The organism is Rhizobium sp. R339 (assembly GCF_002211395.1).
Classification (GTDB): Bacteria; Pseudomonadota; Alphaproteobacteria; order Rhizobiales; family Rhizobiaceae; genus Rhizobium.
Window position 1 is genome coordinate 40,271 of record NZ_LOKV01000006.1, and the last position, 13,197, is coordinate 53,467.

The 13,197-nt window shown below is 62.4% G+C and carries 11 protein-coding genes; 6 read left to right on the top strand and 5 right to left on the bottom strand.

The window, feature by feature from the left end:
- The first annotated feature begins 12 nt into the window (after window positions 1-12).
- On the top strand, window positions 13-3,624 hold the full coding sequence (locus tag ATY76_RS10010) for a hydantoinase B/oxoprolinase family protein (RefSeq protein WP_088674612.1): 3,612 nt from the start codon (window positions 13-15) through the stop codon (window positions 3,622-3,624).
- 90 nt (window positions 3,625-3,714) lie between these two features.
- On the opposite strand, the gene ATY76_RS10015 is transcribed toward ATY76_RS10010, so the two are convergent.
- The gene (locus ATY76_RS10015; protein ID WP_088674613.1) at window positions 3,715-4,572 is read right to left on the bottom strand and encodes an SDR family oxidoreductase; all 858 of its coding nucleotides are present in this window, start codon (window positions 4,570-4,572) and stop codon (window positions 3,715-3,717) included.
- Window positions 4,573-4,772: 200 nt separating this feature from the next.
- Here ATY76_RS10015 and ATY76_RS10020 point away from each other — a divergent pair, with 200 nt between their 5' ends.
- The 3 genes from ATY76_RS10020 (at window position 4,773) to ATY76_RS10030 (ending at window position 6,379) form a co-directional block, all read left to right on the top strand.
- Window positions 4,773-5,612: an IclR family transcriptional regulator gene (locus tag ATY76_RS10020; protein WP_245309784.1), complete on the top strand. Its 840-nt coding sequence runs from the start codon at window positions 4,773-4,775 to the stop codon at window positions 5,610-5,612.
- Between the two features lie 72 nt (window positions 5,613-5,684).
- Window positions 5,685-5,939, top strand: coding sequence for a plasmid stabilization protein (locus ATY76_RS10025; RefSeq protein ID WP_088674615.1), 255 nt, complete (start codon window positions 5,685-5,687; stop codon window positions 5,937-5,939).
- Window positions 5,936-6,379: a type II toxin-antitoxin system VapC family toxin gene (locus tag ATY76_RS10030; RefSeq protein ID WP_088674616.1), complete on the top strand. Its 444-nt coding sequence runs from the start codon at window positions 5,936-5,938 to the stop codon at window positions 6,377-6,379. The genes ATY76_RS10025 and ATY76_RS10030 overlap by 4 nt, the downstream gene beginning before the upstream one ends.
- A 22-nt stretch (window positions 6,380-6,401) precedes the next feature.
- Here the strand turns inward: ATY76_RS10030 and ATY76_RS10035 are convergent, their stop codons facing one another.
- Together ATY76_RS10035 and ATY76_RS10040 are read right to left on the bottom strand one after the other, a co-directional pair.
- Window positions 6,402-7,610, bottom strand: a complete 1,209-nt coding sequence (locus tag ATY76_RS10035) for an amidohydrolase/deacetylase family metallohydrolase (RefSeq protein WP_088674617.1) — start codon at window positions 7,608-7,610, stop codon at window positions 6,402-6,404.
- A gap of 243 nt (window positions 7,611-7,853) precedes the next feature.
- The gene (locus tag ATY76_RS10040) at window positions 7,854-8,720 is read right to left on the bottom strand and encodes a sigma-70 family RNA polymerase sigma factor (RefSeq protein WP_088674618.1); all 867 of its coding nucleotides are present in this window, start codon (window positions 8,718-8,720) and stop codon (window positions 7,854-7,856) included.
- 108 nt (window positions 8,721-8,828) lie between these two features.
- Between ATY76_RS10040 and ATY76_RS10045 the strand changes: the two genes are divergently transcribed.
- On the top strand, window positions 8,829-9,287 hold the full coding sequence (locus ATY76_RS10045) for a carboxymuconolactone decarboxylase family protein (RefSeq protein ID WP_088674619.1): 459 nt from the start codon (window positions 8,829-8,831) through the stop codon (window positions 9,285-9,287).
- A gap of 49 nt (window positions 9,288-9,336) precedes the next feature.
- Here the strand turns inward: ATY76_RS10045 and rhaI are convergent, their stop codons facing one another.
- Window positions 9,337-10,629: an L-rhamnose catabolism isomerase gene (gene rhaI, locus ATY76_RS10050; protein WP_088674620.1), complete on the bottom strand. Its 1,293-nt coding sequence runs from the start codon at window positions 10,627-10,629 to the stop codon at window positions 9,337-9,339.
- Between the two features lie 79 nt (window positions 10,630-10,708).
- On the opposite strand from rhaI, the gene ATY76_RS10055 reads away from it, so the two are divergent.
- The gene (locus ATY76_RS10055; protein WP_088674621.1) at window positions 10,709-10,867 is read left to right on the top strand and encodes a YqaE/Pmp3 family membrane protein; all 159 of its coding nucleotides are present in this window, start codon (window positions 10,709-10,711) and stop codon (window positions 10,865-10,867) included.
- A gap of 61 nt (window positions 10,868-10,928) precedes the next feature.
- Here ATY76_RS10055 and ATY76_RS10060 read toward each other — a convergent pair whose 3' ends face one another.
- On the bottom strand, window positions 10,929-13,025 hold the full coding sequence (locus ATY76_RS10060) for a bifunctional rhamnulose-1-phosphate aldolase/short-chain dehydrogenase (protein ID WP_088674732.1): 2,097 nt from the start codon (window positions 13,023-13,025) through the stop codon (window positions 10,929-10,931).
- Between the last annotated feature and the right edge of the window lie 172 nt (window positions 13,026-13,197).

Sequence of the window (13,197 nt, forward strand, 5' to 3'; positions counted from 1 at the left end):
GGAGGTCGGACGATGGGCAGTCAGTGGGATTTCTGGATCGATCGCGGCGGCACCTTCACCGATATCGTCGCGAGGCGTCCCGATGGTTCGCTCGTCGCCCACAAGCTGCTTTCGGAAAATCCGGAGGCCTATCGCGACCCGGCCGTTCACGGCATCCGCGAATTGCTCGGCCTCAAAGCCGGCGATCCGATCCCCTCCGAGCGCATCGGCGCGGTGAAGATGGGCACGACGGTCGCCACCAATGCGCTGCTGGAACGCAAGGGCGATCCGACCCTGCTGGTGACGACGAAGGGTTTCCGGGATGCGCTGGAGATCGGCTACCAGGCCCGCGCCGATATCTTCGCCAAGAAGATCGTCAAGCCTGAGCTGCTCTATGCCGACGTCATCGAGGCCGACGAGCGCGTGCTGGCGGACGGCGCGGTGGAACGCCCGCTCGACGAGGATAATTTGCGCCAGGCGCTCGAGACCGCCTATGCCGGGGGCCTACGCGCCGTCGCCATCGTCTTCATGCACGCCTATCGCTATCCCGAGCATGAAGAACGGGCCGCCGCCATCGCGCGCGCGATCGGCTTTACCCAGATCTCGCCCTCGCACGTCGTTTCCCCGCTGATCAAGCTTGTCGGTCGCGGCGACACCGCCGTCGTCGATGCCTATCTGTCTCCCGTGCTCCGACGTTATGTCGACCAGGTTGCCGCCGAGCTCGGCGCGACCGAAGGACAAGGCCCGAAGCTGATGTTCATGCAGTCCTCCGGCGGGCTGACCGATGCGCATCTCTTCCAGGGCAAGGACGCGATCCTCTCCGGCCCCGCCGGCGGCGTGGTCGGCGCGGTCGAGGTCTCGCGCATCGCCGGTTTCGACAGGATGATCGGCTTCGACATGGGCGGGACATCGACCGACGTTTCGCATTACGACGGGGAACTGGAACGGGCCTTCGAGACGGAGGTTGCCGGCGTGCGCATGCGCGCGCCGATGATGAAGATCCACACGGTTGCCGCCGGCGGCGGCTCGATCCTGAGCTACGACGGCTCGCGCTTCCGTGTCGGCCCGGAATCGGCCGGCGCGACACCCGGCCCGAAATCTTATCGCCGCAACGGGCCGCTTGCCGTCACCGACGCCAACATCATGACCGGCAAGCTGCTGCCGGAATTCTTCCCCGCGATCTTCGGGCCGGAGCAGGATCAGCCGCTCGATGCCGAGGCGGTGCGCGCCGCCTTTGCCGAGATGGCAGAGACGATCGGCGGCGGACGGACGGCCGAGGATGTTGCCGACGGCTTCCTCGCCATCGCCGTCGAGAACATGGCGAATGCCATCAAGAAGATCTCCGTCCAGCGCGGCTATGATGTTTCCGGCTACGCGCTCACCTGCTTCGGCGGCGCGGGTGGCCAGCATGCCTGCCTCGTTGCCGACAGCCTCGGCATGAAGACCGTGCTGATCCACCCCTTCTCCGGCATCCTCTCCGCCTATGGCATGGGGCTTGCCGATATCCGCGCCACCCGCCAGCGCGCAGTCCTAACGGAAATCGCCGAGGCGCTGACGACGATCGGCGGCACCAGAAGCGAACTGGAGAAAGATGTCCGCGAGGAACTGGCGCTGCAAGGCGTCGAGGTCGCCGATATGGAGATCGTCACCCGGCTGCACCTGCAATATAAGGGCACCGACACGGCCCTGCCCGTCGCCTTCGGGCCAAAGGAGGAGATGGTCCAAGCCTTCGCCATCGCCCACAAGAAGCAGTTCGGCTTTATCTTCGAAGACCGTCCTGTCGTCGTCGACTCCATCGAAGTCGAGGGCATCGGCGGCGGCGCCGATATCGAGGAAGCAGAGACACAGGCACAAGCCTTCGCACCGCAAGCGCTCCGCAAGACCCGCTTCTTTTCCGGCGGCGCATGGCATGAGGCCGGCATCTTCAAGCGCGACGCGCTGAAGCCGGGCGCGGTCCTCAAGGGCGCTGCCCTCATCATCGAACCGCACCAGACGATCGTCGTCGAGCCCGGTTGGCAGGCGAGACTCACCGGCCTCGATCATATCGTCCTCACCCGCGAAATCGCGCTGGCTCGCAATGCCGCGATCGGCACGAATGCCGATCCCGTCATGCTCGAAGTCTTCAACAACCTCTTCATGGCGATCGCCGAACAGATGGGCGTGACGCTGCAGAACACCGCCCATTCGGTCAACATCAAGGAACGGCTCGATTTCTCCTGCGCCGTCTTCGACCGCACCGGCGCGCTCGTCGCCAATGCGCCGCATATGCCGGTGCATCTCGGCTCCATGGACCGTTCCGTCGAAACCATCATCCGCCTCAACGAGGGCCGCATCCGCCCAGGCGACGTCTTCGCGCTCAACGCGCCTTACAATGGCGGCACGCACCTGCCCGACATCACCGTCGTCACCCCGGTCTTCGATGACGCCGGAAAGACCATCCTGTTTTACGTCGCCTCGCGCGGCCATCACGCCGATATCGGCGGCAAGGCGCCGGGCTCGATGACGCCGCGGGCAACCAAGGTCGACGAGGAAGGCGTGCTGATCGACAATTTCCTGCTGGTCGATGAAGGCCGTTTCCGCGAGGCCGAATTCGCGGCCATGCTGCGGGACCATCTTTATCCCGCCCGCAATCCGGCCCAGAATCTTGCCGACGTCAAGGCACAGATCGCCGCCAACGAAAAGGGCGTGCACGAACTGCGCAAGATGGTCGCCCATTTCGGGCTCGATGTCGTCGAGGCCTATATGGGCCATGTCCAGGACAATGCCGAGGAGAGTGTCCGCCGGGTGATCGCCCGCTTGAGCGACAGCGAATTCACCTATCCCACCGATCAGGGCGCCGTCATCAAGGTGAAGATCACCGTCGACAGGCAGGCGCGTGAAGCGACGGTCGATTTTACCGGCACGAGCGCGCAGCAGCCGACCAATTTCAATGCGCCGGAACCGGTGACACGCGCCGCCGTGCTCTATGTCTTCCGTGTCATGGTCGAGCAGCCGATCCCGATGAATGCCGGCTGCCTGCGGCCGATCCGGATCATCGTGCCGCAGGGCTCAATGCTGCGCCCGGCTTATCCGGCCGCCGTCGTCGCCGGCAATGTCGAGACCAGCCAGCACGTGACGAATGCCCTGTTCGGCGCGCTCGGGACGCTGGCGGCGGCCCAGGGCTCGATGAACAACCTGACCTTCGGCAATGCCGTCTATCAATATTACGAGACGATCTGCGCCGGCGGGCCTGCCGGCCTTCTCAACGACGGCAGCGGCTTCGGCGGCGCCGACGGCGTGCACACGCACATGACCAATTCCCGCCTGACCGATCCGGAGGTGCTGGAATTCCGCTTTCCCGTCGTGCTCGAGGATTTCCACATCCGCCGCGGCTCCGGCGGCAAGGGCCAATATAGTTCCGGCGGCGGAACCGAGCGCACCATCCGTTTCCGGGAGACGATGGATTGCAGCATTCTCTCCTCGCATCGCGCGATCAGGCCGTTCGGCCTTTTCGGGGGGGAAGACGGGCAGTTGGGGAAGACCGAGATTCGCCGCGCGGATGGCAAGGTCGAAAGGCTGGAAGGCTGCGACCAGGCAATGCTCGCCGCCGGCGACGCCGTGATCGTCACGACGCCGACCGGCGGCGGCTACGGCAAGCCGGATTGAAGCGCATCGCATCAGATTTTGAAGATACGCTTCAGTTCCTTGTGTCATGCATGTCCTTGCCCCGGAACCGCCAATCCCGGGCGACCTGCATCAAAGGATCGGCTTGCCGCCGGTGACCGCGATTGTCGTGCCGGAGACATAGCTCGACAAAGGGTCGGCCAGCATCACATAGGCTGTCGCAAGCTCGGCCGGCTGGCCGGGCCGCTTCATCGGCACCTGCTTGCCGAAATTGCTGACGCTGTCCTCGGGCAGCGTCGACGGGATGAGCGGCGTCCAGATCGGTCCCGGCGCCACGGCATTGGCGCGAATGCCCTTTTCGGCCAGAAGCTGGGCAAGGCCGGCGGTGAAATTCTGGATCGCGCCCTTGGTCGTCGCATAGGCAAGCAGCGTTGGGTTCGGACTGTCAGAGTTGATCGAAGCCGTGTTGATGATGGCGCTGCCGGGTTTCATATGGGGCACCGCCGCCTTGGTCAGGTAGAACATCGCGTGGATATTGACCTTGAAGGTCAGTTCCCACTCCTCGTCGCTGATTTCGTCGATGCTCTTGAAGCTCGCCTGATGCGCGGCGTTGTTGACGAGAATATCGATGCCGCCAAGCTCCCTGACCGCCGTCTCGACGATCTGCCGGCAATGGTTCGGATCCTGAATGTCGCCGCTGATCAGCACGGCCTTGCGGCCGGCCTGCTCGACCAGGCGCTTCGTTTCGTCGGCATCCTCATCCTCGTCGAGATATGAGATGACAAGATCGGCCCCTTCCCGGGCATAGGCGATCGCCACCGCCCGGCCGATACCGCTGTCACCGCCGGTAATGATCGCCCGCTTGCCTTTCAGACGGTCGGAGCCGCGATAGCTTTTTTCGCCGTGGTCGGGAACCGGGTCCATCTGTGCGGTAAAGCCCGGCATCGGCTGCTTTTGAGACGGGAAAGGCGGTGTCGGGTAATTTGTCATGATGACCTCCTGGGTTCGGGATCAAACTCAGGCTGACGCTTGTTGTTCCACGTTTTGCCATGACGTTTTTCGGGGCAGGCGTACCGCTGCGGGCGATCCGGCTGACTATCCGCGCACGATCAACCTACAAGATGTTGCGATTTGCCACAGCGAGCTCTATGCCATAGTAATGTAACATAATCGCAGTGTTCATGAGGTGCGTGGATTTGGACGGAAAGACATCACCCGCAGTTTACTCCGAAGATGAGGACCTTGCGAGCGAGGCCGGTGGCAAGGGTGCGCGGCGCGCACGTGTCAGCGGCATCGACCGGGCGCTTCAGGTGATCGATCATCTCTACGAGACCGGCTCGCCGGCCGGCGTCTATGCCATCGCCAAGGCGGTGAAGGCGCCGCTGTCGACCGTCTACGTCATCGTCGACGATCTGGTCGAGAAGAACATGCTGACGCGCCAGGCTGATGGTTCGATCTGGCTCGGCGCCCGGCTCTACCATTACGGCCTCGCCTATGCGCGGTCGCTGGATTTCATGAGCATCGCCACCCACGAAATGCACGACCTCTGCCGCCAGGCCGGCGAAACCGTGCAGGTCTGCGGCCGCGACGGCGATTATATGCTGGTGCTTGCCATGGCCGACGGCCCGAGCCACTTCCAGGTGGCGTCGCGCGTCGGCACCCGGGTGCCGCTGAACTGGACGGCATCAGGCCGTCTGCTCGTCGGCCATCTGCCGGAAGAAGAGCGCATCGAGCTCTTCAAGCGCTGCGCCCGCTCGTCCCCGACCGGCCGCGCCGAGATCGATCCCGGCACGCTGTCGGAAGCCGCCGGCAAAGCCTTCGAGGCGCGTCTGTCGATACAGGCAGGCGAATCGGATTATGCGGTGGCCTGCATCGCCTCGCCGATCTGCGACCGCGACGGCCAATGCGTTGCCACCATTTCCATCGTGCTGCCGGAGCAGAAGGCCTTTTCCGACGAGAACCACTATACCGCGCATGTGCGCAATTCGGCGGAGCGGATCGAAAAGCTGATGGGCTGGCGCAACCGCTGAATGTTCAAACCTTGCAAGCTGACTGCACGGTAGATATATTGCTGTCATTGACAGCATTTGCGGGGTTTTGATATGGCCGTTCTGACAGTTCGAAATGTGCCCGATGAAGTACATCGCGCGTTGCGTGTACGCGCGGCGATGCATGGCCGCAGCACCGAGGCGGAAATTCGTGAAATCCTGGAAAGTGTTGTGAAGCCCGAACAGCGCATTCGCATGGGGGAGGCGTTGGCAGAACTTGGTCGGCAGTTAGAGCTAACCAATGCTGATTTCGCAGTGTTTGATCAGTTACGTGATAGGACGCCGGCGGAGCCGTTGAGGTTTGAATGATCGTCCTGGATACCAATGTCCTTTCCGAGGCGATGAGGCCAACCGCCAATTCGGCAGTGCGCGCGTGGCTTAACGAGCAGGTCGCAGAAACCCTGTATTTATCGAGTGTGACGTTGGCGGAATTGCTGTTCGGCATTGGTGCATTGCCGGACGGTCGGCGCAAAGCGACTCTGACCGAAACCCTCGGCGGCGTGCTCGAGCTATTTGAGGGTCGGGTATTGCCATTCGACGTCGGAGCGGCCCGCCACTATGCCGATCTTGCTGTCCGGGCTCGAACGGGCGGCAAAGGCTTCCCGACCCCTGACGGATATATCGCCGCCATTGCCGCTTCGAAGGGCTTTATTGTCGCAACGCGCGACGTCAGCCCCTTTGAGGCGGCTGGACTTACTGTCGTAAATCCCTGGAACCACCAAACAGCTGACGCCTCTCGGGCCGATTGATGATCGAACCAAGTCGGTAGTCCTACCGGTAGGAATAACCGTGGCTGTGGCGCACCAGCTTGCGCGCCCGCGGCACGTAGCGGCTGGCAGCGAAGGCCTCGGCGCCGATCACCGCGTGGCGCGGCTCGAACAGCTTGTTGAGGATCGACACGTCACCGTTGGAATCCGTCGCTTCGAGTTCGGAATCGACGAGATCGAAGATGGTGAATTCGGCTTTTGCGCCGACGGAAAGCCGGTTCTGCATCGGCAGCTTGATGACGGACGCCGGCGCATGGGTGACGGCTTCGACCACCTTGTCGAAGGGCATGCCGACGCTGAGCAGCTTCGACATCGTCGTCGCCAGATCCCAGACGGGGAAATTCATCGAATGGCCGTGCAGGTCGGTCGAGATCGAGAACGGCAGCAGTCCACGCGCGATCGCCGCTTCCGCCACCTTGAAGGAGAAGGAGGCGCCGCCATGGCCGATGTCGAGGCGGATGCCCTCGGAGGCGCAGCGTTCGGCGAGATAGAAGAGGTCCTCGTCCTCCATGATGCTCGAACCGGCCTTGCCGTTGAAGCAGTGGGTGACGACATCGCCAGGGCCGAGAACTTCCAGCACTTCATCATAAAGCGCCGGCGGCTCGCCGACATGCACCATCATCGGCACTTTCAGGATCTTGGCGATTTTCTTGCCGAGCTTGACCGGGGTCACGCCCCAGGAGCCGGTGATGACGTGGCTGGCGCGCACCTTGATGCCGACGATGTGCTCGCTGTTTTCGGCATAGACTTCAAGAATGCGGTCGAGGTCGATATCTCTTATATCCCTGAGCTCCGCCACACGGTTGCAGGCGACGAGACCGATTGAGCCGAGATTGAGGAAGGCCTTGATGCGCTCGCGCGAGGGCTCGATGATATATTCGCGGAAACCATGGAAATTCGCCTCGCCGGCCGAACCGGCATCGACCAGCGTGGTGACGCCGCGCTCGACGCCGCATTCTGAAGGGCGGATGGAAATATCGGTGCCGCCGTGCCAGATATGCACATGCAGGTCGATCCAGCCGGGCGAAATGAAGGCCCCCTTGCCGTCGATGCGCGTCACCTCCTCAGAGACCGCGAGCGACGGACCGATCTCGGCAATCCTGCCATCGGCATTGACGAGAATGTCGATCGCCCCCTCGCCTGCGCCGGCCCCGAAAGCCACCGGTTTGACATTGGTAAGGAGAAGCGGCTTCTTCGCCTGGTCGCCGGACATGATATGCTTTCCTTTCGAGGTCTCGGAACGGAATCGCTCCCGATCATCCGTCTGCGGTCACTGTGGAGAGTGATGGGGAACCTGAAGATGGGGGCCTCATCTCCGACGCGATTACATAACTATGATATATGAGGCTTTATAATAGAATAAAGGCGCAAGCCTCCCTGTCAAGGAAAATGACGCCGGCTTAGCCCCCGCGCAGGCGCGAGGGGTTTCCTGCAAACGCGCGAGATCCGGACATTTTCAATCCCGAAGAATCGAATAGTTTATCCCTTGCAGATGCTCCGGGTCGGCGACGGCGTCGATCGCGACGATCCTGCCATCGTCGATCGTCAGCGTCACCGCGACGCGAATCTGGCCGCCGATATCCACGACAAATCCAAGTTCGCCATCGACGATGGCGATCTCCGCGGCCTGCGCCCGACCCTTGAAGGCCTCAGCCACACCAGCCGCGCCGCGCATGGCGCCGATACCGTAGCGGGCGGCCGTCGCATCCGGCCGGAAGGCGACGTCGGGGGCGAGCACCGCAAGCAGCGCCTCCAGATCGCTGTTGCGGGAAGCTGCCAGAAAGGCCTCGGCGATCGCCCGCTTGTGGGTAAAATCGACATCAGGCGCCTCGTCCACGCCCTGCACCCTGCGGCGGGCGCGGCTTGCGAGCTGGCGGGTGGCGGCGGACGTGCGGCCGATGATCGGCGCGATCTCGTCGAAGGGCAGGTCGAACATGTCGTGCAGCACGAAGGCGACACGCTCGGCGGGCGCCAGCGTCTGCAATACGACGAGCAGCGCCAGCCCCACGGAATCGGCGAAGGCTGCTTCGCGTTCCGGATCCTTGGCTCGATCGGCAATTCCGGCATGCGCGGGCATATCCAGCGGCTCCTCGCGCCGGGTCTTGCGCGCCCGCAGCATGTCGAGGCAGATGCGCGCCACAACAGTCGTCAACCAGCCGCCGAGATTGCCGACGTCGCTCGTATCGGCGCGGCTCAGCCGCAGCCAAGCCTCCTGAACGGCATCATCCGCCTCGCTGCGCGAGCCGAGCATGCGATAGGCGGCGGCGCTGAGATGCGCCCTGTTCGCCTCAAATTCATCGGCCAACCATTTTTTCTCGTTCATCCGTCACATTCCTTCGCTGCGTTCCGTCAAGGCTATGACGAATGAAAACCGGCCGATGTGACAGCGCCGGCGGATCGTCGAACCGTAAACGCATCAAGGAGACATATCATGCAGGAAAGAATGGGAAATCCCGCCCTCGTCCTTCCCGGCGCCATGCAGGCGCTGAATGCTCTCGGCAAAGTTCCGACCGAGACCGGCCTTTCGCCACAGCTCATCGAACTCGTCAATCTCCGCGCCAGCCAGATCAACGGCTGCAGCGTCTGCATCGACGGCCATCCACGCATCGCAAAGAAGCTCGGAGAAACGGATGAAAGGCTGTTTGCCGTCAGCGCCTGGCGCGACACGCCCTATTTCAGCGACGCCGAGCGAGCGGCGCTGGCGCTGACCGAGGCGGTGACCCGCGTGAGCGACCGCGCCGATCCGGTGCCGGATGAGATCTGGGACGAAGCGACCCGGCATTATGACGGCAAGAGCCTCGCGGCCCTCGTCATCGCCATCGCCAATATCAATGTCTGGAACCGGCTGAACATCGCGACCCGGCAGATCGCCGGCGCCTGGAAGCCGTAAACGATGATTGCCGGCAGCGCGTCACCCCTGCGCCGCCGGCAACTCAAGCTCAGATGATACCGCCGCCGCCGGCAGCGGAAGCCGGGCGCTCGGCGGCCACCTTTTTGCGGTAGCCGCTGGCGCGATAGGCGGCAACGGGATCGATCGCGCCGCCAGCTCTGCGGCGGGCCTCGGCGAGGATCGGCTCGACATCGGCGCGATAGGAGCGCTTCAGCGTTTCCGATGCCATCAGCGCGTCATTGTCCTGCTGGTAGCCATCGAGCGCCTTGCGGTCGACGATCAGCGCCTGCGCATAGGCGCGGCGGATTTCGTTGGCGCTGTTGATCAGGCTCTCGATCGGGTCGGTGATATTGTGCGACTGGTCGATCATATGGGCCGGATTGAAGTCGTTGACGCCGCGCTGCTCGGCATCGACCAGCTCGTTGAAGACGAGGAACAACCGGTAGGGATCGATCGCGCCTGCGTCGAGATCGTCATCGCCATATTTCGAATCGTTGAAGTGGAAGCCGCCGAGTTTGCCGAACTGGATCAGCCGGGCGACGATCATCTCGATATTGGTGTTCGGCGCATGGTGGCCGAGGTCGACCAGGCAATGGGCCTTGGGGCCGAGCGTCTGGGCGATCAGGTAGTTGGTGCCCCAATCCTGCACGATCGTCGAATAAAAGGCCGGCTCGTACATCTTGTGCTCGGTGAAGAGCTTCCAATCATCCGGCAGCGCCTTGTAAATGTCGGCCATCGAAGCGAGGTAGCGCTCGAACGCCTTGGTGAAATTGCTCTGGCCGGGGAAGTTCGAGCCGTCGCCGATCCAGACGGTCAGCGCCTTGGAGCCGATCGCCCGGCCGATCTCGATGCATTCGAGATTGTGCTCGACCGCCTGAGCGCGTGTTGCCGCATCCGTATGGCTGAGCGAGCCGTATTTGTAAGAATGGGCCTGTCCCGGCGCATCGGAAAAGGTATTCGAATTCATCGCGTCGAAACCGAGGCCGAGCGCATCACCCTTGGCCTTCAATTCCCGTGCATCCGCCTTGTCCCAGGGAATATGCAGCGAGACATTCGGTGTCGCCCGCGTCAGCTGGTTGATGACTGCGCAATCGTCGAGCTTGTCGAAGATGCCGCGCGGTTCGCCGGTGCCGGGAAAACGAGCAAAGCGGGTGCCGCCGGTGCCCACGCCCCAGGACGGAACGGCGACAAAAAATTCGCTGACCTTGCGCGTCACCGCCTCGATATCGACGCCGCGGCGATCAAGCGTCGCACCCAATGCGTCGTAATCGGCTTTCAGCGCCGCCGCCCGCTTTTCATTTTCCGCCGCGACCAGATCCGGCGCAATCCTGAATTCAGCCATTGTTTCCTCCCACGTCGCGAACCACAGAACCGTGGTTTGCGTTCTAACGCTTGTATGTCTTCAAAACTCAGGAGCTACGATGGACATCGTCCGCATTCTTCTTGCGATCATCCTGCCGCCCCTTGGCGTATTACTGCAGGTCGGGATCGGCCTGCATTTCTGGCTCAACATATTGCTGACGCTTTGCGGCTATTTGCCAGGGATCATCCACGCGATATGGGTGATCCTCCGAAAATAGTTTTCCGTTGCTTAGCGCAATTCCGGACGCAAAACCGCTGCACACTTTTGCTGGAATTGCTCTAGCGCGTAAAACTCTGCACGTTGCCGGCATCGACGTTGATGATGTTGCCGGTCGATTTGGCCGAGAGATCGGATGCCAGGAAGTAAACCGCCTCGGCGATGTCTTCCGGGAACACGTTGAGCTTCAGCATGGAACGCTTGCGGTAATGTTCCTCCAGGTCGTCCACCTCGATCTTCGAGGAGGCCGCACGCTGTTCGCGCCACTCGCCGCTCCAGATCTTGGAGCCGCGCAGGACGGCATCCGGATTGACGGTGTTGACGCGGATGCCGGCATCCGCGCCTTCCAGCGCCAGGCAGCGGGCGAGATGGATTTCGGCAGCCTTCGCCGTGCAATAGGCCGATGCGTTCGGCGAAGCGGCGAGGCCATTCTTCGATGCGATGAAGACGACATTGCCGCCGAGCGCCTGCCGGCGGAACAGCCGGAAGGCCTCGCGCGAGACGAGGAAGTAACCGGTCGCCAGAATGTCGATATTGCGGTTCCACGTCGACAGCTCGGTCGTTTCGATCGGCGCCGAGGAGGCGATCCCGGCATTCGAAATGAGGATGTCGATCCCGCCGAATTCGACGCAGGATTCGGCGAAGGAAGCGATAACGGCGTCTTCCTTGGTGACGTCGAGCTTCACCGTGCGCACGGCATCCGCGCCGTATTTCTTCACGAAATCGGCTTCGGTCGATTCAAGCGCCGCCTGGTCGATATCGGCGAGCACGACGCAGGCGCCCTCGCCGACGAGGCGTACGGCCGTGGCGCGGCCGATGCCGCCGGCGCCGCCGGTGACGAAGGCGACCTTGCCGGCAAGGCTCTTCGGCTTCGGCATGCGCTGGAGCTTCGCCTCTTCGAGCAGCCAGTATTCGATATCGAAGGCCTCCTGCTCCGGCAGGCCCTGATATTCCGAGACGCTCGAGGCGCCGCGCATGACGTTGATGGCATTGACGTAGAATTCGCTGGCGATGCGGGCTGTCGCCTTGTCGCGGGCGAAGGAGAGCATGCCGACGCCGGGAACGAGGAAGATGACGGGATTGGCGTCGCGCATGGCGGGCGAATTGTCATGCTTGCAGTCGTTGTAATAGCGGGCGTAGTCGGCGCGGTAATCTTCCAGCGCTTTGTCGAGACCGGCGACGATCGCATCGACATCCGGCTTGGCAGGGTCGAATTCGACGATCAGCGGGCGGATCTTGGTGCGCAGAAAATGGTCCGGGCAGCTGGTGCCGAGCGCGCCGAGCGGACGCAGGTTCTTCGAATTGACGAATTCCAGAACCGCATCCTGATCATCGAAATGGCCGAGCTTGCGCTCCTGCTTGCCGATGCGGCCGCGAATCTCCGGCATCAGCCGGGCGGCGATGGCGCGGCGTTCGGCAACGGGAAGGCTCTGGACGACGGCGCCGCCAAAGATCGTCTTGCCTTCGGTCTGGCCGGCAAACCATTCGATCGCCTTGTTGATAATATCGAGCGTCAGCTCGTAGCAGGCCTTGGCGTCGTTTGCCCAGGTGAAGAGACCATGGCTTTCGAGCACGACGCCCTTGGCATTCGGGTTCGCCTTGACGAAGGCTTCGAGATCGAGGCCGAGCTGGAAGCCCGGGCGGCGCCACGGAAGCCAGCCGATCTCGTCACCGAAGATCTGCTTGGTCAGTTCCCGGGAATTCTTCGAAGCGGCGATTGCGATGATCGCGTCGGGATGCATGTGGTCGACATGGGTGAACGGCACGAAACCGTGCAGCGGCGTATCGATCGAGGCGGCGCGGGCATTCAGGTTGAAAGTGCAATGCGGCAGGAAGCCGACCATGCGGTCTTCATCCTCGACACCCTTATAGATGCCCTTCAGCGCTTCCAGCTTGTCCTGATAGAGGGTGGCGAAACCATCAAGCTTGATGGTGCCGACATCGCCGCCGGAGCCCTTGACCCAGAGCACCTTGACCTTGCCGCCGGTCAGAGGGTCGGTTTCCATCACCTTCGCCGAGGTATTGCCGCCGCCGTAATTGGTGATGCGCTTGTCGGCGCCGAGCAGATTGGAGCGATAGAGAAGCTTGCCGGGCTCGTCGAGGCCTGCCGCGTAACCCTCATCCCACCGGTTTTCCAGAAGCCGGACGTTCGCCGCCATGTCATCCTCCCATAAGAAATCATCATTGGGACGCGAGGGTTCGCGCCCCTTTTCGCTGACGGTATCGCTCATCAAAATGGAGTTTGTCAATCGAAAACGATCAAATTCGATTATTGTGCAGCGCAATATGAAAATTTATGATCGTTTGTGATTGACAGCTTTTAACGGATAC